This is a genomic window from Paenibacillus sepulcri (assembly GCF_042647105.1).
Lineage (GTDB): Bacteria > Bacillota > Bacilli > Paenibacillales > Paenibacillaceae > Paenibacillus_Z > Paenibacillus_Z sepulcri.
In genome coordinates this window covers 5,732,482-5,750,613 of record NZ_JBHRUP010000001.1, presented here as the reverse complement: position 1 = coordinate 5,750,613, position 18,132 = coordinate 5,732,482, and the positions used below count along the sequence as shown (strand labels likewise).

The 18,132-nt window shown below is 52.5% G+C and carries 14 protein-coding genes; all 14 read right to left on the bottom strand.

Features of this window, described 5'->3' with window-relative positions:
• The 14 genes from ACFOLF_RS25195 to ACFOLF_RS25130 all read right to left on the bottom strand — a co-directional run bounded on the left by ACFOLF_RS25195 (position 1) and on the right by ACFOLF_RS25130 (position 18,097).
• Positions 1 to 2,508 carry a beta-mannosidase gene (locus ACFOLF_RS25195; protein ID WP_210046829.1) on the bottom strand — a complete coding sequence of 836 codons (2,508 nt, stop codon included), beginning with the start codon at positions 2,506 to 2,508 and terminating at the stop codon, positions 1 to 3.
• A gap of 12 nt (positions 2,509 to 2,520) precedes the next feature.
• On the bottom strand, positions 2,521 to 3,339 hold the full coding sequence (locus ACFOLF_RS25190) for a carbohydrate ABC transporter permease (RefSeq protein WP_379114322.1): 819 nt from the start codon (positions 3,337 to 3,339) through the stop codon (positions 2,521 to 2,523).
• 3 nt (positions 3,340 to 3,342) lie between these two features.
• Positions 3,343 to 4,236 (bottom strand): carbohydrate ABC transporter permease, encoded by an 894-nt coding sequence (locus tag ACFOLF_RS25185; RefSeq protein ID WP_210046828.1) that lies wholly within the window; start codon positions 4,234 to 4,236, stop codon positions 3,343 to 3,345.
• Between the two features lie 91 nt (positions 4,237 to 4,327).
• Positions 4,328 to 5,683 carry an ABC transporter substrate-binding protein gene (locus tag ACFOLF_RS25180; protein ID WP_210046827.1) on the bottom strand — a complete coding sequence of 452 codons (1,356 nt, stop codon included), beginning with the start codon at positions 5,681 to 5,683 and terminating at the stop codon, positions 4,328 to 4,330.
• Between the two features lie 88 nt (positions 5,684 to 5,771).
• Positions 5,772 to 7,526, bottom strand: coding sequence for a cache domain-containing sensor histidine kinase (locus ACFOLF_RS25175; RefSeq protein ID WP_210046826.1), 1,755 nt, complete (start codon positions 7,524 to 7,526; stop codon positions 5,772 to 5,774).
• A 46-nt stretch (positions 7,527 to 7,572) separates the two neighbouring features.
• A complete protein-coding gene (locus tag ACFOLF_RS25170) occupies positions 7,573 to 9,114 on the bottom strand; it encodes a response regulator transcription factor (protein ID WP_210046825.1) in 1,542 nt (513 codons plus the stop codon).
• Positions 9,086 to 11,212 (bottom strand): hypothetical protein, encoded by a 2,127-nt coding sequence (locus ACFOLF_RS25165; protein WP_210046824.1) that lies wholly within the window; start codon positions 11,210 to 11,212, stop codon positions 9,086 to 9,088. The genes ACFOLF_RS25170 and ACFOLF_RS25165 overlap by 29 nt, the downstream gene beginning before the upstream one ends.
• A gap of 25 nt (positions 11,213 to 11,237) precedes the next feature.
• The gene (locus ACFOLF_RS25160; RefSeq protein ID WP_210046823.1) at positions 11,238 to 12,230 is read right to left on the bottom strand and encodes a DUF4432 family protein; all 993 of its coding nucleotides are present in this window, start codon (positions 12,228 to 12,230) and stop codon (positions 11,238 to 11,240) included.
• A 17-nt stretch (positions 12,231 to 12,247) separates the two neighbouring features.
• Complete coding sequence (locus tag ACFOLF_RS25155; RefSeq protein WP_210046822.1) at positions 12,248 to 13,249, bottom strand: aldo/keto reductase; 1,002 nt, start codon at positions 13,247 to 13,249, stop codon at positions 12,248 to 12,250.
• Between the two features lie 140 nt (positions 13,250 to 13,389).
• Complete coding sequence (locus ACFOLF_RS25150; protein WP_210046821.1) at positions 13,390 to 14,274, bottom strand: SMP-30/gluconolactonase/LRE family protein; 885 nt, start codon at positions 14,272 to 14,274, stop codon at positions 13,390 to 13,392.
• Between the two features lie 87 nt (positions 14,275 to 14,361).
• Positions 14,362 to 15,315: a D-2-hydroxyacid dehydrogenase gene (locus ACFOLF_RS25145; protein WP_210046820.1), complete on the bottom strand. Its 954-nt coding sequence runs from the start codon at positions 15,313 to 15,315 to the stop codon at positions 14,362 to 14,364.
• Between the two features lie 259 nt (positions 15,316 to 15,574).
• Positions 15,575 to 16,072: a GNAT family N-acetyltransferase gene (locus ACFOLF_RS25140; RefSeq protein ID WP_210046819.1), complete on the bottom strand. Its 498-nt coding sequence runs from the start codon at positions 16,070 to 16,072 to the stop codon at positions 15,575 to 15,577.
• Between the two features lie 92 nt (positions 16,073 to 16,164).
• Positions 16,165 to 16,563 (bottom strand): GNAT family N-acetyltransferase, encoded by a 399-nt coding sequence (locus ACFOLF_RS25135; protein ID WP_210046818.1) that lies wholly within the window; start codon positions 16,561 to 16,563, stop codon positions 16,165 to 16,167.
• A 178-nt stretch (positions 16,564 to 16,741) separates the two neighbouring features.
• The gene (locus tag ACFOLF_RS25130; RefSeq protein ID WP_210046817.1) at positions 16,742 to 18,097 is read right to left on the bottom strand and encodes an S-layer homology domain-containing protein; all 1,356 of its coding nucleotides are present in this window, start codon (positions 18,095 to 18,097) and stop codon (positions 16,742 to 16,744) included.
• Between the last annotated feature and the right edge of the window lie 35 nt (positions 18,098 to 18,132).

The following is an 18,132-nucleotide window of genomic DNA, read 5'->3' as shown; positions in this document are numbered from 1 at the left end:
TTACAGGTTGAAAGAGACCTTGGTAACGAACGGCGAATAATACGGTTTGGCCGAAATGATTCCCTTCGTGTGCCTGCCCCATATTCGGATGCGCTTCTCTTCACCCGGAAGCAGATCGAAGTAATTGTCCTCGAACAGCCAGCCGAACTCATCCCCCTCATCGCTGCCGCCAAGCTCAATGCTTCTGGCGAACCGGTCCGTAGTCAGCATCAAATAATTTCCGTTTATTTCCATATTAAGCCTGGCTTCGGGAAATTTCAAATGTTTTTCAATATCCACGAAATCATTCGTCCTGGCTACGACTTTGCCTGTGCCGTCTACGAGACAGGCGTAGAGGATATACTCTCTCGAAAACTGGTTGAACTCATTCAGATTGGCAATGAGCTTCGATTCACCCCGAGGGACGGCTACCTTCCTCGTCATTTCTCCGGCAAAGCCGTTGGCGGTAGGGTTGAACAGCTTGATAAACAAGGTTCCCCCCACATCCTCCGGGCTGTCATTAACCACCCATAGATGAATGAAATTGTTCACGTCGAAGGAGAGCAGAACCGGTTCGTACGCTCTTTTGACAGCATAATAGGGAATATAGGGTTCAAAATAATAGTCGATCATCGAGCCATAGATGACCGGCCAGGGATCATTCCATCTGCAGACGAAATGCCCTTTGGTGATCCGCTCTCCCTCCGGACTTGCGGACGGTTTTCCTCTGCGGTTGTTCTCAATAATTTTCCTCAAGTAGAGTCCATGGGCCGCTCCGAATTTATAGACCGCCGATTCGAGATCATCCGAATCGTAGAACTGTTCGATCGGCGGGATTTTTCTCCACCCGAATGTAGTCGTGCGCTCCGTCCACGTATCCGGCCAGGGGTATTGGTCCTTCCTGGTGATCATTCCCGAGTACCCTGCGGGCCACGCTCTCTCTTCTCCCATATACCGGACGAAGCTCTTCACCGCTGGCGGCGACGTCCGGATTTCCTCTGCGATAAAGACCGGATAATCGGCTCCAGGCACATACCAGGTATTGGTATAGCTGTGCGTGTCCCCCTCCAGAGGATCATTGGAGTAGCTGCCTCCCGATGGCGAATTGATATGATAATACCGGTCCGGATCGAGAGTCCCGCAGACGTTTCTGTAATCCTCGAGAAATATTTCGCCGCCAATATAAGACTCGCCCGGCAGCTCGAATTCCGCCCCCATAAAGCATTCGTTCCCGCCGCACCACAGCAGGATGGAAGGGTGGTGCTTCAGCCGCTTGACCTGATATTCGGCTTCCTTCCTGCATAATTCGCGGTAATCCGGCGTATCGGGAAACATGCCGTAATCATGAAAAAATTCCTGCCAGACGAGGATGCCCCTCTTGTCCGCTTCCCGGTAGAACGCGTCGTCGTACCGGTCGCATCCGCCCCATACCCGCTGCGCGTTCATATTGCAGTTCTCTAGCATATCCAGCAGCAGATTGGATTTCTCATTGTCCCAGCAATGCGTAATGCCCTGAATCGGAGCAGACAAGGCTCCCCATAATTTGACAGGCCGCCCGTTGATGACAAAGTCCAGCGGCTTCGCCATGACAACATCCCTGAATCCGATCTGTTTCACTTCACGGTCCCTGACCTCGCCGTTTACCAGCACCTCCACGGCAACCTCGTACAGCGGCTGCCCTCCGTAGCCGCGCGGCCACCATAACCGGGGGCTGTCGATGGTCAATTCGCAGGAATGCCCCCATCGGCCTTTATGATTGCGGTCTGCCCTGCCGCTGTATTCCGCAACAAGGCGCCGGTCCGGATCTCGGACTTCAACCTTCAGCCCGCATTCTCCCACGCTGCCCCACCCGTCGGCTGTTACCTTGATCGTCCCTTGTCCGTAGCCGTCCAGCAGCCTGACCCGAAGATCCGTCCCGATAATTTCCGCCTCGTCTATCACTTCCAGCAGTACCTTATCGTAAATGCCCACGTGGGTAAGATAAGGCTTGGCGCCCAGATACATGGTGAAATCATGCTCGTTTTTCCGCAATAACCGGCTCGGTCTGATTTTGCCGATCCATTCCTCCGGCAGCTCCAGATGCTTGATATATTCATGCACGGAGTGAAAATGGATCATCAGGGTGTTATTCGGCTCCAGCCGGCCGGTCACATCCACCCTGAGCGGCAGATACATATCGTTATGGCTGGCCAGATGCTTTCCGTTCAAATAAATATCCGCCAGCGTATCCAGACCTTTGAAATGCAGATAGGCCTTTCCCCCGGATACAGCAGGCTCTCCGCAGGCGAATTCACATTGATAAATCCAGTCCTGCTCGGCCACCCACAGGCACGCTTCGGTTTTCCCCCACAGCGCAGGGTCCTCGATAATGCCTTCCCGCAGCAATATCTCATGTACTTGCGCCGGCACAGAAGTCTTGATCCAGTTCTCCGCCGTCTCCCATTCCTTGTTATCGGCGTTTATTTGATCGACCGGCTTGAAGCTCTTAAGCTCCCAGTCCCCGTTTAGCTCCACAATCTGTTTCATCATCGCACTCCTTATCTATCCCTTGATGCTCCCGCCTACAAGTCCCCGGATAAGATGCTTGGACCCGAAGCCGAATATGACGAGAATCGGCAGCGTCGCAATGGCAAGAGCCAGAATTCTGGCGGAATAATCCGTCCGGTATTCGCTCCCCAATGTAGATATGGCAAGCGGTATCGTATATAACGATTCCTTGTTAATGAGAACCAGCGGCGTCAGATAATTGTTCCAGGACCATAAGAAGAACAGCAGGAAAAGCGTAATCATGGCCGGCCGGATGACGGGCAGCACAATCCTGGCGAAAATACCGAGGTCGCTGCAGCCGTCCAGCCTACCGCTCTCAATAATTTCATTGGGAACGGAGCTTGCGATATACTGCGTCATCCAGAAAACGCCGAAAGCGTTGGCCAGGCCGCCGATAATGAGCGGATACAGCGTATTGGCAAGTCCGAGCGTCCGCATCTCCACCACGAAACCGATCAGTCCAAGCTGCGAAGGGATCATCAGCGTGCCCAGAATAAAATAATAAAGCGACTTCTTCGCCTTGAAATTGTATTTGGCAAAAGCAAAGCCCGTCAGGGCGCTGATCAGCACGGCTCCGACCGTGTTCAGCACCGAGACATAGACGCTGTTCAGATAAAATTTGAAAAAATTCTGCTCCATAATCGATTTGAAATTCTCAATGAAATAATTGCCCGGCAGCAGCTTTAGACCCGTGTACAGATCCTCGCTGACATAGGTGCCCATCACAATCATCATATAGAAAGGAATCAGGGCAAGCAGGGACAAGACCGCCACAAAGAAATACACCGGCCATTTTGCGATTGATATACTCAAGTGTCAGGTCTCCTCCCCGCGGTTCATAATCTTCAAGGTCAAAAAGGAAAAAATCGAAATGATGATAAACAGGCTGTAGGCAATCGCCGAGCCGTAGCCGAATTGAAAATCCTTGAACGCCACTTCGTAATAGCGCATCACGACGGTCATTGCGGCATGATCGGGACCTCCAATCGGCTGTGAGGCCGACTGGAACAGAAGCTGGGGCTCATCGAACAGCTTGAACCCGTTAATAATGCTCGTAATGACTACGAACAGCATGATCGGCTTCAGCATCGGAAGCGTAATGTAGTAGAAGGAGTTGATCCATTTCGCGCCGTCGATTTTGGCCGATTCATAGAGCTCCTCGGGAATCGTCGACAAGCCCGAGAGAAACAGCACCATTTTATAGCCGTATCCGACCCAGCCTACAATTATCATGACCACTATTCTCGCAGGCGTGGAGGTACCGAGCCAGTTGACGGAGTCCACTCCGATCTTCTCCAGAAGAATGTTCACGGTGCCGGTCTTCCAGTCGAACATGATCTGAAAGATAATCCCGATCGCGACGGGCGTCGTAATATACGGGAAAAAATTGATTAACTGGAACGTCGTCCGGGATCTGCTGAAGAAATCCTTGAGGAATACCGCAAGCGCCAGCCCCAGCACAATCTCCACCGGAATGGTGACCACGACGATCAGCAGCGTGTTGAAAATGGATTTGTAGAACAGCGGATCGTCCGTGAAGATACGGATATAATTCTTCAACCCGACAAACGTCTTGGCGGAAATCCCGTCCCAGCTTGTAAAGCTGAGAACAAGCGAGTACACAATCGGGAAGAGACTAAACAGCGCATACAGCAGAAAATACGGAGTAATGAGAAAATAGGGAACCAGCTTTCTTCCATTCCATTGCAAATCCTTCACCCTCTAACGAATGGAGTTAAAACATCTGACTGTGTATAAAGGGGGTTGGGCGTTAACCCGAACCCCGCTTCTTTTAACGGAACTATGCCTTGATATCCGGCTGCTTGGTCATGATGTCGTCCTGCATTTTCTGGACCAGCTCGTCGACGGACACACTGCCGCCCTCGGACGCGTTGATCGTCTGCATCGCAACATTCATCGCATCATCGATATCCTGATCATATTTGCTCGGCAGACGCACCGATTTGATTTTGGGGAAAATATCCGTATCGAACACGGCCATGACATCCTGCCCCGCAAAATGCTCATCCTTATGGGAATAGAAATTCGGAATATCATAGACAGGCTTGTAAGGGGAGAAATTCCCTTTCTGGTCACGCATAATTTCCGAGCCCTTCTCGGTCATGAAGAAGAACTTGATCAGTTCCGCTGCACCCACCTTGTTCTTGGCCTTCGCCGGAACCCCCTGAACCGTTCCGCCGAAAGGGAAAGGGCCGCCCGGCGGGATCATGAAGCCCCAGCGGCCAATCCCGTCCTTGTCATTGGCCTTGATCGTGAAGTCGACGGACCAGTTGGCGCACGGGTAGAAGATATGAATCTCGTCCGTATATGACGTGCCTTCGGCCGGCGATGAAACATCCAGCGTATCGACGATTCCCGCCTGCTTCATTTCCACAAGCTTCTGCAGAATCGGCTTGACGCCCTGATCGAAATTAAGCGTATCGCCCTGGATGAACGGCGTGCTCGATTGGCCCTTCAGGAACGCATAGGCATCGCCCAGACTGGCAAACATGAATACGCTTCCATTTGATTTCTGTTTAACTTCCTTCCCCTTTTCGATAAATACATCCCAGTCGGTAAAAATTTTCTCCAGCTCCGCAGGATCATCAGTGCCGAAGTATTCCTTGGCCAAAGCCCGCTTGTACGCCATGCCGGCTACGGAAGGAGCCTCTGGCCCGACATATACGCCGGAATCTGTCGTTTCCAGGGGTATCAGGTAGTCCAGCAGCTGGGAGGTGTCGAGACTGTAAGGCTCCTTGGAAAGATCCTCCCAAATGTCCAGCGACAGCAGCTTGCCGCGGAACGTCTGTTCAAGCCAGGCGATATCCGGCAGATCGGCTCCCGAGGCAAGCGCAGTTTGGAGCTTTTGCGCCATATCCTTGGCCAGAACCGAGGTCAGCACGATATTGTACTGCGGATTCAGCTTGGTAAATTCCTCATACAGTTTCTTGCGGCTGTCCGAGACATCCCATGTCCAGATGTTGATGTCTGTCTTTTTTTCCGCCGTCTTCCCGCCTGTGTCTGAGCTCTGCTGTGATTCTTCATTATTCGCGGCCGTCTGGTTGTTACCGCCGCCGCTGCTGCATGACACAAGCAGCGTACCTATAAGAATGCTGACAAGAAATAACGGTATACCCCTCCAAATGCGTGATTTCATTCAACTGCCTCCTCCTGTTTATCTTTTTCCTGCATCTTGAATTTATCATCTGCGGGAATCGCAAAATATAGCTCAAAATTATGATCTGTTATACATTTTTAGGGTCGTGCGTCAGGAAAATAAGCGGCAGCGAAAACCAGATCAGCGTACCTTCGTTTTCCGTGCTTTCAATATTCAGAATACTGGTATGGCCGAACAGCAGCTTCAGACGGTTGTTTACATTAAGCAGCCCGATGTGATCCAGATCCTCCTCCAGCGCAGGCGAGGCCATCTGCCCCCGGAGCTTGTCCAGAATGCCTGGGCTGATTCCAACTCCGTTGTCCTCCACGCTGACCTTCAGCGCATTGGAGTCGGATGAGACATGGATCCGTATCCAGCCCTTCCTCAAGGCAGGCAGAATCCCGTGAAAGATACTGTTCTCGACAAGCGGATACAGGATCATTTTCGGAATTTTATATGCCTTGCACGACTCATCAACCTGCCAGATGACTTCCACCGCATCGTTATACCTGTATTTGAGGATCATATTGTAGTCGTCGATATAGTTCATCTCGTCCCCGATGCTGGAGAGCATCTTGGGGTGATTCCTGATCGTTGTCTGCAGGAAGGAGATGAACGCCTTCGTCAGCGTGACAATATCCGGGGCGTTCGCCTTGCGCGCCAGGTAAATAATGGCGTTCAGGGTGTTGGAGATAAAATGCGGATTGATCTGCAGCATGAACATTTTGAGCTCCAGTTCTCTTTCCTTTTTCTCCATGAGGACAGACTCGTCCAATAATTTCTTGATATCCTTGACCATGCGGTTGAACACTCTGGCCGCTTCCTCGATCTCGTCTCCGCTTGTCACCACGATATTGGTGTGGAATTCCCCCTTCGCCACCTGCCTCATGCCGCGAACCAGCTTGAGCAGGGGCTTTGCCACATTGGCGGCTACCGGATAAATGATGATCCACATGAACAGCAGGCAGATCAAAAAAATATACACAATCGCGTAATTGAAATATTTCATATTCGCGTTTATTTTGCTTTTGGATATCGTTCCGGTAATCGTCCAGTTGCTGGATGGAATCGAATCAAAGATATAATACTGGCCCGCCCTGAACAAGACGTTCTGGGTCTGTGAAGGCCCTTTCAGCAATTCATCGGGAATGGCGGCAGAGGATGGGTCGGGGGAGTAAATCGTATGCTCCGACTTGTCGAAAGCGATAATCTTGATCCCGAGTGAGGGCTCCACGAGCATCGGCTTTACCAGTGCGGCATAGTTCAGGTTGATCAGCAGCTTGCCCAAATAAACGCTCCGGGAGGGGTTTTGTTTATCATAGATATTGGTCACATACGTCACCACATTCAAACGGGATGTATTCGACGGAGCGACCACGATATGGGGTCTGGAGACCCCGTTATATGTATGGCTGTTTCTGAAATCGTCGTACCAGCCCCCGCTCAGGTCGCTGTAGTAAATGCCGCTCAGCTCGAGCGCCTTGCCATGCGTATCGACGATGCTCATATCCACGATAATATTGTCCCTAAGGAAATTGTATTCCTTGAGCAGCGTATTGATTTTCCAGACCGTCGAGAAATAGTCGTAACCGTCCGTTACCATCGTTTTCTTCAATAAAGCCTGCAGCTGGTCGTTGACGATAATCCCCTTGGCGTAGGTCACCGTATCCTCCAGCGTGTACGAGACCTGCTGCGTTATTTTCCCGACGATGGTCTGGTTGTCTCTGATGGTCTGTCTGCTGAGAATGGGATTGACGTAAATGTACATGGAAACTCCCATTAGTCCGACGGAAAGCAATATAGCGAGAAAAGTCAGCGTGACGATTTTTGTCTTGATTCTCATAAGTTGAACCGACTTGTCATAAGATCCCTCTTCCTGCCGTATAGCGTTAGCGGCTGCCGGGATTTCTTCCCGTTATCCGTTTATAGGTTTTGCAAAAATACTGCACCGTTTGATAGCCGACCATCGAGCCCACCTCATAGATTTTATAATTCCCCGTCTCCAGAAGCTCCTGGGCGCGTTCGATCCGGTACCTGGCGAGATAGACGACGAATGAAATGCCTACCTCCTTCTTGAACAGCTGACTGGTATAAATCAGACTTAGCCCCAGCCTGTCGGCAACCTCATTCAGCGAAATATCCTTCTGATAATTGGCATGAATATATTGAAGCACATCCCTGATCTTCCTGCTGTGCTTCGATTTGGACTCCTCCGAGATCTGCCCGACAATGCACTCAAACCAGTCGGACATTTGAAATACATTGTCCAGATCCTGAATTTCCGCCAGCTTTTCAATAGGGTCGATAATCGGAGCGCCCTGCTGCGGCGATTTCTGAAGATTGATGATCCGAACCAGCTCAAACATGCATTTGCGCAGCAAGCCCGTATCCTGAAGCGACACCAGCTGGCGTGTAAACAGATCTCTGATCTTCCCGATCACGTCAGCATACCGACTCAAGCTGAGGTCATCCTGAATATCCTTCAGCTTCTGCTCTATCGCAGGATAGGGAATATCCTGATTCGGCGCCTTCCCGGCACCGGTCAGAATGCAGCTGCTTTTATTGAAAATTTTCAGTGCGTAGATTTCCCTTGTTTTCTTCAAGGATTCCTTCGTGGCGCGAGGATTCTCGAAAATCGGCCCGATGGCGATGGACACGGTATGGCCGCTGGCCCGGGCAATTTGATGCTGAAGATGCCGGGCGAACGCCCAGTTGAACTCGTACATTTTACTCTCGCTGAACGGCTGGGGAATCCGGACAAAAACCGCATATTCGCGGTTGGACAAATCGGCCGCCTCGGCTTCGAATCCTTTGAACAGCCGGGTATACAGAAGGTCGATAAACTCGCCCCGCTCTATCCCTTCATCCACAGGCTGCAGCGGTTCCCGCTCCCGGGGCTTGCGGTCAAGCCCCACAATGAATATTCCCGTCCTGCCCTGCCAGGGGAATGGACTCGCGAGACCTGCCGTCTCCGCTTCACCCGTTTGCGATGCCGCGCGCTTGAGGAACATCCGCAGATGCTCTTTTCTGGCCAGGTAGCCCGCGCTCTCTTCCTGTTCAATCTGCTGCTTCGCTTTATTGAGCTCTTCCACTAATATTTCGCTGTCCAGCTCATGTTTCAGCACATAGGAATGAATGCCCAGCTTGATCGCTTCGCGCGCAAAATCGAAATCTCCGAAGGCCGTCAGCAGGATAATTTTCTTGTTTTTCTGCCTGCCGAGAATGCCCGCCGTCATTTCCAGGCCGCCGAGCACGGGCATCTTGATGTCCGAGATGATGATGTCGGGATTCTGCTCCTCGAATAGCCGCAAGCCCTCGCGGCCGTTCCTCGCTTCGGCGATGAGCGCGAAGCCGTGATATTCCCAATCGATCAGATGCTTGATTTCATCTCTGACGATATCCTCATCCTCTACGATCATGACCTTCAGCATGCTCTATCGCCTCTTTTCCGCTTGCAAATGCGATATCCGCCGCAATTTGCGGCCGGAACAAATCCCACCTGAACGGCGTTTCCCCCAGGTGCATCAGAGGCTGCTCGCGGTAATGGGCATTCGTCACCGCAATCAGCGCCTCCCAGTGGCTGGCGGCATGCGGCGGACTCAGCCATTCCACAGCGTTCTGCCGCTCCGCTTCTTCGCCGGTTCTCTCAAACAGCGCAGCATGCACCCCGGCCCGCAGCTTGGCGGCAAAATAAAGACCGAGATACGCCCACGCCTCAATATCCGCCTTCTCGCAGTCAAGAGCCGGACGCTCCGAGCGGATCGCCCCGAGCAAAGCCAACCCGCGGCCGGCGTCCGCTTCCAGCGTATCCGCGAGCTGGAGGGGCGTTGTCCGCCCTTCCATGGAACCGCCGCCCAGCAGCAGGTCCGTATAATCCCTGAGCGACAAATATTCGGGATCGAACGGCGTGCTTTCCAGCAGATCCTGCAATGAAATGAAGGCATCGCCGGGTGAGTCGCATTTGGTATTGTCGCTTGCGATGAAGCCTTCCGCATATAAGGTAAAGTCCCATGTGAACGAAAAGTACGAGGCCAGCGCCATCGGCATTTTGCAGACGGCGGAATAAGCGCTTAATAACGGACTCCCTGCGGATTTGCCGAAGCGCCGGCCGATTGCCTCCTCGAAGACGGTATCTGGCGTCCCGGAATCGTACAGCAGCCGGCCCCACAGCATGTAATACAGCCACATTTTCTCGAAAGCATAGGTCCAGTCCATATGGGGATGTCCCGCGGCATGAGAGTAATCGTCGGCAGGGATAAAGCACTCGGAGCCGATATAATATCCGCCGACATAGTCATGAGCATTAGCCGAGATATGCGTCCGGATGAAATCAGGCTGCGCCCAGCGGAGCGTGAAGAAATCCTCATTGCGCACCATCCAGGTGATTTTGTAATTGGCCGGCGGCCGATCCCAATACCCCTCCATTCCTGCCGAACCGCCATGCGTGAGCAGCAGTCTTGGGGAGGAATAGGCATGGGACCAGTTGAACTTCACTTCGACCCAGACCGGCTCGGGCAGAAAGCCGTTGTTCTCAATGGAGTCTCTCGTAATTTGCGGATCGACGGAAAACGGCGCGCGGTGAATGAATTTGACAGGCCGGCTTGCCCGCTTCATTCCTTCATAATAGACATCCTCGATCCATGTCTGCCTATCCTGCGGAGTCATATCATGCATTCTTTCCCCCAGCGATGTGCCAAGGCCGGTCAAATCGGGGTATTCGTCGATCAACTGCGTTACGCATTCGCGGTTATACTGCTTAATCTGCTCCGTGGAATAGGAATCGCCGTAATAATGCTGCAGATCGCTGACAGCATTTGCGTCGTAGTTCGCCTTGAACGATTCCGATACGAAAATATTCCAGTTCACCATATAGGTTTCGATTCCACGATCCTTCGCCATCTGGAACAGCGAGGTCCAATACTGCCTCCACTCCGATAATTCCTGCTCTGTGAAGGGGCAGGCTTCCGGAAAATTCACCGGCCTGATCATATAGGGAAAGGGGTGCAGATTCCAGAGTGTCAGCGTATTATAGCGGTTCCTGGCCATCATATCGAGAAACTGGACCCAGAAGTCCAGATCGCGGACGGCGTCGTGCTGAAGGTCGAAGCATTCATTCGTCCTGTAGCTGGACCAGGGCAAATTAAACTTCAGCGCGCGGAAGGGAAATTTGGCGTTCATCACGCACTCCGGGACATCCAGCAGCTTACCCTTCGACTGCAGCCGCTCGGCAAGCTCGAATATGCCGTACATCCCTCCCGTTTCCTCGGCAGCCAGCACGTATACCGTCTGCCTGCCCTTATAAATGCCTTGGCGGATTTCAAAGCCCTCGCTTCGAACGCCGGCATCCATGTTCAGCCCGTACGATGCTGCTTCCTCTACGCTTGCCGTTATCATAATAGTTGTGGACGCCGGACTGTCCGGCGCTCCGCAGCTCCAGGGTTCCCCGATCTCTTCGAGCGCTTCGGTCAAGTGACCAAGCGCCAGCTTCAATCTGGGAGAATCATCCCGAACCGTTATCGCCACTGTCATGGAGCAGCCCTTCTTTCCAGAGAATTTAGACCGTTGTTTCAAAAATTCCGCAGCTAAAATCGGTGGCATATTCCTCACCCGGCTGCAGCTCCCGGAAAGTGCCGTGAGTCAGAGAATCGTCCAACGAGGCAAACGCGTCATTGGAAGGCTCGATGGCAACGGTATAGATGTCATCGCTGATGCTGCTCCAATAGCGGATGTACGGAAAAGCGTCGAGCTTCCAGCGGAGCGAAACGCCGACTCCCTTCTTCCGGTTGACCAGCCTCGCCCAGGGCTCGCTGATATTTTTCAGCACGAGAAATAATTGTTCATGCGCCTCCCGTGGAAGCACCTCCCGAATATTCCTGGCTGCGCCGCTTGGCAGCGTAATCCGGTCTATCGGCTCCTCATAACTGCCCAGACCGCTGCCGGGAGCAGCCGCATACTGACGGGGATGGAATGCGATGCAATCCGGCACCTCGACGGTCACGTGTTCGTCCAGAAACTGTCCCCCGAACGCAGGATGCTGCGTCCAGGTAAACGCGATAGCGGAGTTTCCCGTATTCCGGATTCGCTCCCCGATATACAAGACGGGATCGTTCTGCCTGATCATGAAGGTTTTCTCAACATACATGGGGATTTCCGGCAGCTGGATATAGCAGCGGACAGCCGCCTTGTCGGCCGTGTTCTCGATTATTTCATACTCCCATGGAAGCGTCGCGGCGATCCCGCCCGTATCCTGCGTAATCTCGATGCTGCCGTATCGGGCTCTATGCGGCAGGCAGTCCTGCCAGCCTCCCGCATAGAGCTCCGAATACATCCCAAGCCGCTGTTCGGCGAGATTCCTGCCGCGGAAGCCTTCGAGTCCTGCGCCAGTCTTCAGAAGGACGTCCATATCCAGGGGCTTATAGATGAATTCGTACAGATCGGCGCCTTTTCCGGTCAAAATGCTGATTTTGAGCAGGATGTTCTCCAAAACCAGCATTTTTATATTGGAAACAGCAGTCTCAGCAATTGTACACGGCGAGTTATTCGACATGGCGATCCCCACCCTCTTTATTGAAAAATATTCAACTCGCGCGGCGCCGGGAAAATCTCATCCAGCCGCCTTAGAGTCGGCTCATCCAGCTCGATCTCGACAGCCCTCAGCGAATCCTCGAGCTCCGCTACCGTACAGGGGCCGATGATCGGCGCGGAGATTGCCGGATTCGCCAACAACCAGGCCAAGGCGACGTGAGCCTCCTTCTCCCCGAGCTCACGGCAGAGGGCGGAGTACTGCTCAAGCTGTGGACGGTGCGACTCAAGCAGCTTGCGCGCATGACCGCTCAGCGTCTGCGGGACAGGGCGCGTGATGTCGAGAGCCAGGAGCCCTCTGGCCAAGGGGCTGAAGATCGTAACGCCAATTCCCAGATCTCTTGCTGTGGGAAGCGTATCCAATTCGGCATAACGGTTGACCAGACTGTAGCCATGCTGCTCGGAGATCAAGCCCATGAAATGTCTCTCTTTGGCGCTTGATTGCGCTTTCAATAAATCCCGGCCTGCGAAATTCGAGGAGCCGATATAATCCACCTTGCCCTGCCGCACCAATCCCTCGAAGGCCTCCCACAGCTCCTCCCACAATACGTTGCGGTCGACGTGGTGCATCTGGTAAAGCTCGATATGGTCGGTCTGCAATCGTTTCAGCGAAGCTTCGAAATGGCGGCGGATTTTATATAAGGACAGTCCCTGCGGCTGATTCGGACCGTCGATGATGTCATCGTCAAACATGCGTCCGACCTTCGTGCCGAGCACGACCCGCTCGCGGCGGCTGCCGCCCTTGGCGAACCAGCGGCCAATGATTTCCTCCGTGATGCCGCGCTGTCCGAGATCGCCGTATACATTGGCTGTATCAAAAAAATTAATTCCCGCATCCAGAGCGGCATCCATGATGTTATGCGCTTCCTGCTCCGTCACGCTGCCGTAATCCCCCGGCTTCTTCTTCTCGCTGCCGAAAGCAGCCGTACCCAGGCATAACCGGCTTACTCTCATGCCGGATCGTCCCAAATAACCAAACTTCATCCTGTATCCCTCCCCGTTTATAAAAGAAGAAACGGCTATCGCCGTTCTTTGGCGGAGCAGTTCGTTTCTTCCCTCAAATCTTATGGACATTTATAGGCGTAAAACTTATAAATGCTATAAGGTTGTGGCAAGCACCCATTCTACATAGCTCCGCAAACATCAAGCCTCACACTGTATAAAGAAGTGGAAGCGGTAATATACAAAATATCGTTCCGCTGCGAGCCGGCCCCGCTGCCGAAGCATAAATTGGCTGCAACCTCGGGCAGCTCGATTCTGCCCAAATGCTCCCCTGATGGCGCGTATATCCAGATGCCGCCCGGACCGGTGACATACACATTGCCCCGCTCATCGGTTTTCATTCCATCCGCGGCCCCCGGCCCCATTGCCGCATCCATTTCTGCGAAGATCCGACCTTCAGGGTTTACGGTTCCGTCGGGCGCAGTATCATACACCTTAATATGCTGTTTGTTGGTATCGTTAATATAGAGCAGAGATTCATCGGGCGAAAAGGCCAGGCCGTTAGGCCGCTCAAAGTCGCCGACCAGCAAATCGACAGCTCCTGTTGCCGGGCGGTACCTGAATACGCCATTGTAATCCAGATCTCTGGAATCTCCCAGCATCGCGCTGTAGGGATCGGAGAAGTAAATCGTCCCGTCCTTTTTCACGATGACATCGTTCGTATTATTCAACCGCTTTCCCTGATAATGCGTTGCCAGAGCGGCTACGGCTCCATCCGCTTCAATGCGGGAAATCCGCCGCGCCAGCGATTCGCACTGAAGCAGGCGGCCCTCCGCATCCAGTGCAAGACCGATCGCCCTGCCGCTTTGCTCCTTGTAAAGCCGTGCCCCATCCGCCTCGCTCCAGGTATGAATATGATGGTTGGGAAAGTCTGTGAAATAAAGCTGGTTGGTCCGTGAACACCAGACAGGTCCTTCCGCGAACGAATATCCGGAAGCAAGCTTATGAATTTCCCGCCCTTCGGGAATGAGTTCATCGAGAAGCGTGTTATAACGGATTATTTTCATTCATCCATTCTCCTTTCCTAAGGCGTCATACTTGGGTTTTACCGTAATGCGATCTTATCACCAGCCATACCCAAGATCAATAAACGTTTAATACCCTCTGCCCCGTTCGATGACATTAAGCAGCGGCTCGCCCTGCAAATATCTTTGAATATTGGCTGCGAATAATTCGGTTCTTCTCTCCGCTTTTTTGGGACTTACGCCTGCCGCGTGAGCCGTCAGAATGACGTTCGGCATATCCCACAAGAGGCTGCTTGCCTGGGGCGGTTCCACCGCCGTAACATCCAGTCCCGCTCCATGAAGATGCCCGCTCTGCAGCGCTTCGATCAGCGCCTCCTCGTCGACGGTGCGCCCGCGTCCAATATTAATGAAAACAGCTCCGCGCTTCATCCGCCCGATTCGTTCAGCGCTGATTATACCCTCGGTCTCGGCCGTCAGCGGAAGTGTGGAGACGATAAAATCCGATTTGGCCAGGGCGCTGTCCAGATCGGCGGTCACAACCAGCTCATCGACAAAAGACGGACGTTCCGACAAGCTCCGTTTGACCCCGATGACGCAGGCTCCCAGCCCTTTCGCTTTCCGGGCCAACTCCGTTCCAATATCCCCCATGCCGATGATCGTCACGTTCGAATCCTGAATTTCCAGACAACGCGGATTATGCTTCCAGATCCGTTCCGATTGCTGGCGGAAATGAACGTGAAGCTGCCTCGTCAGCGCCAGCATCAGCGCCAGTGCATGCTCGGCTCCGGGGACGCTGAATACTCCGCTGGAGGAGGTCACGACCACATGCTCCGGCAGCGCAGGCCTCTTCGCATAGCTGTCCGCTCCGGCGCTTGGCAGCTGCAGCCATTTTAGCGCTCTCATCGTTTGAAGCATCCCGTCAGATGGGAATCCAATCAGAATTTCGGCATTCTCGAGGCCGCCGAGCTCCCATTCATCCCGCTTTTTATCCATAAACGTCACCTGGGGAAACTGCCGCTTCATCCTTTGCAGCTGCCCATCGTCCGGAATAAAATCGCCGGAATAGCTTATAGCCGCTATCATATCAATCTCCTTCCCGGACATTCTTCGGTTAATCGTGCTCTTTATATTGTATCACCGGCTACTTCTGATAATTTGTAACGAATTTAATATACGTTACACTTTTTTATGATCGGGACGGCATGGACAAAGACTTCAGAAAGCCGGGAAAGACCCATGTTCACGCTGGCGTTCATGCTTGCAAACGCAGCAAGGCTGCCAATGGATTGGCAGCCTTGTGCACGGTTCTATCCTATTTTCCATCGTAATCGATCAGGCCTTGTCATAACGCCTTTTGAAATCGCATTTGGCGCAAATTCCTGCTCCGGTAGATCTCCCGCTCCGTGCCGTCGAATTCAAAGCTTCGACGCTCGTAGAAGCCGATTGCGGCCTTGTTCTCCTGGAGCACCCACAGAATCACTTTTATGTAACCCAGCTCCTTCAATCGCTCCACTGCCCAATCAAGCAGACGGGTCCCATACCCTGAGCCTTGATATTCCTTCAACAGGTAAATTGCCGAAATTTCAGCGGTACTTTCGAAGCCTTCAATGGAGGGGTTGATTATCAGACAGCCTATTGCTGTTTCATTGACCAGCATGATTGCAGTCCGTTCCATGTCTTGAGACAGGGAATGTTCAAAGTGCCTGGCCCGTTCCTCAGCCGCAACCTTGACCAAATAATCAGCCGGCATGATCTCTTTATAAGCATCCCTATAGGATGCGGCGTGCACCCGTCCCAAATCCTCGACATCCTCCAGCCGTGCCCATCTTATTTCATGCATGTGGAAGTCCTCCGAAACGGCATGCTGCCGGATTGAAATAATGGCGTTCATGTTTCCAAGGTTTAGTGATTAACAGGCTCTGCAAACGCTCGTTACTTCGATCTTGGTATTATAAATGCCCGATCATTCTTCTCAAACCCGATACGCGGGTAATAATCCATCGCGGTCGGCGCGGAGATTAATAATAAGGAGACCTCATCCCCCAGATACGCACGCAGCTGCCTGACAAGCTCTGTACCTACCCCGCTCTTCTGATACTCCTGACTTACTGCCAGATCGGACAAATAACAGCAATAGGAGAAATCGGTAATCGCTCTGGCCAATCCGATGAGCTTGTCCCCGTCCCAGGCCGATACGTTAATGTCGGCGTTGTCAATCATCCGCTGGATACGGTCAAGATCATCCGCCGGACGTTTGATTCCTGAGCTTTTGAATACATCGGAAACATCCCCTGAGAGAAGCGGAGCATTAATCTTGTACGCTATCGCCATTTGCCCACCTCTTATTCTAGTTTAGTTTCCAGCTAGTATAGCATATATTTGTCCTGGCAAAAGAAGCTGTTCCACTATTTTTGTTCCTCCATATCGCGCCCATGCACCGATCCAGACATGGAAAATCCCCACCTTGTAATAAGGTGAGGACACCATAGATTTGCCGCTCTATCTCCATCTATGCAACTTGCGTAATAATAAGATGTGCTGATACAGGCCTTGTTCCTCCTGCCAGAGGAGTAAGGGTTAGTGCCGTGGAATTGCCCGCTGGATTTCGTACAGTGAGTACCGAATTGATGACCGTCGTCTGCACAAGAGCCATTCCTGCTATTTCAGAAGTACCTGTAGCCCGCCCAACTGCCGTATAAGCCAAATCAGCGCCGTTGAGCGTTAACATCAATTGTCCCGCTTCGGTCACGCTCACCTGAAACAAGACCTGATATGTGCCAATTGCGGGCAAGTTGAACATACTGGGACCAGTACGGATAATAGTTCCGTTACTAGGTCCGTCTTGCGGAAAATTTACGTCTGTACCCGGAGCAACTGTTGCTGCATTATCAGGAGGCATCAAGGCAAAAAAGTCTGCAAAGCTTACCACACCTGCCGGTCCTGGTGGCCCTGCTGCTCCGTCGGCTCCATCTGCTCCGTCGGCTCCATCTGCTCCATCTGCTCCCGCCGGACCTACTGCTCCTGCCGGTCCTACTGCTCCATTTATCCCATCTGCCCCATTTACCCCATCAGTTCCTGCCGGTCCTGCTGGCCCTACTGCTCCTGCCGGCCCCGCTGGTCCCGTTGCTCCTGCGGGTCCCGTTGCTCCTGACGGCCCTGCTGGTCCTGCGGGTCCGGTTGATCCTTCGGGTCCTGCGGGTCCTGCTGGTCCAGCCGGCCCAACTGATCCAGCTGATCCAGTTGGCGCTTTGTATGAAATAATGCGATCCAATGTTACGACCGCTTCTGCACGAGTAATTGGGCTGGTTGGCTTAAAGCTGCCGTCTTCTTTATATCCTACTAAAATATTACTGGCAGCAGCCCGGCCCACTGCATCTTTGGCCCATTCAGCGATCAGGCCTGCATCCTGAAATGACGCTCCTGCACTAACAGCAGGCAGGTTTAGCAATCTGCCAATAATAACAGCAACCTCCTGTCTGCTTATCGGCTTGCTGACCCCGAATGTTCCATCCTCATAACCTTTTATGTATCCTGCTTTGACAGCTTTTGCCGCTTCGGAGTAGGCCCAGTAGCTTGAGGCCACATCTCCAAATGAAATTGCTGCTGTTTCCGAAAATCCAAAAGAACGGTTAATCAGTGTACTAAATTCTGCTCTGGTTATTGTCTTATTGGGTTTGAAGCTCCCATCCTCGTAACCTTTAATATAGCCTTTATCGATCCAGCCGCTGATTTGGCTTTCCGCCCAATGCCCTTTAATATCCAATGCTGCTGATGCAGTGTCGCCGAATGCCACGCCAAACGATGAAAATAACAAACATACAGAAACCAAGGAAAGAGCAAACATCCTGATCGTCTTGTTCTTCATGTTTTTCCTCCAATTTATACCTTTTTTTATATCCC

Excerpts from the sequence above, each read along its gene's own strand:
- ACFOLF_RS25130 (WP_210046817.1), bottom strand. The coding sequence starts at position 18,097 with ATGAAGAACAAGACGATCAGGATGTTTGCTCTTTCCTTGGTTTCTGTA.
- ACFOLF_RS25195 (WP_210046829.1), bottom strand. The coding sequence starts at position 2,508 with ATGATGAAACAGATTGTGGAGCTAAACGGGGACTGGGAGCTTAAGAGC.
- ACFOLF_RS25170 (WP_210046825.1), bottom strand. The coding sequence starts at position 9,114 with ATGCTGAAGGTCATGATCGTAGAGGATGAGGATATCGTCAGAGATGAA.
- ACFOLF_RS25145 (WP_210046820.1), bottom strand. The coding sequence starts at position 15,315 with ATGATAGCGGCTATAAGCTATTCCGGCGATTTTATTCCGGACGATGGG.
- ACFOLF_RS25135 (WP_210046818.1), bottom strand. The coding sequence starts at position 16,563 with ATGGCGATAGCGTACAAGATTAATGCTCCGCTTCTCTCAGGGGATGTT.
- ACFOLF_RS25140 (WP_210046819.1), bottom strand. The coding sequence starts at position 16,072 with ATGCATGAAATAAGATGGGCACGGCTGGAGGATGTCGAGGATTTGGGA.
- ACFOLF_RS25150 (WP_210046821.1), bottom strand. The coding sequence starts at position 14,274 with ATGAAAATAATCCGTTATAACACGCTTCTCGATGAACTCATTCCCGAA.
- ACFOLF_RS25160 (WP_210046823.1), bottom strand. The coding sequence starts at position 12,230 with ATGTCGAATAACTCGCCGTGTACAATTGCTGAGACTGCTGTTTCCAAT.
- ACFOLF_RS25180 (WP_210046827.1), bottom strand. The coding sequence starts at position 5,683 with ATGAAATCACGCATTTGGAGGGGTATACCGTTATTTCTTGTCAGCATT.
- ACFOLF_RS25165 (WP_210046824.1), bottom strand. The coding sequence starts at position 11,212 with ATGACAGTGGCGATAACGGTTCGGGATGATTCTCCCAGATTGAAGCTG.
- ACFOLF_RS25175 (WP_210046826.1), bottom strand. The coding sequence starts at position 7,526 with ATGAGAATCAAGACAAAAATCGTCACGCTGACTTTTCTCGCTATATTG.
- ACFOLF_RS25155 (WP_210046822.1), bottom strand. The coding sequence starts at position 13,249 with ATGAAGTTTGGTTATTTGGGACGATCCGGCATGAGAGTAAGCCGGTTA.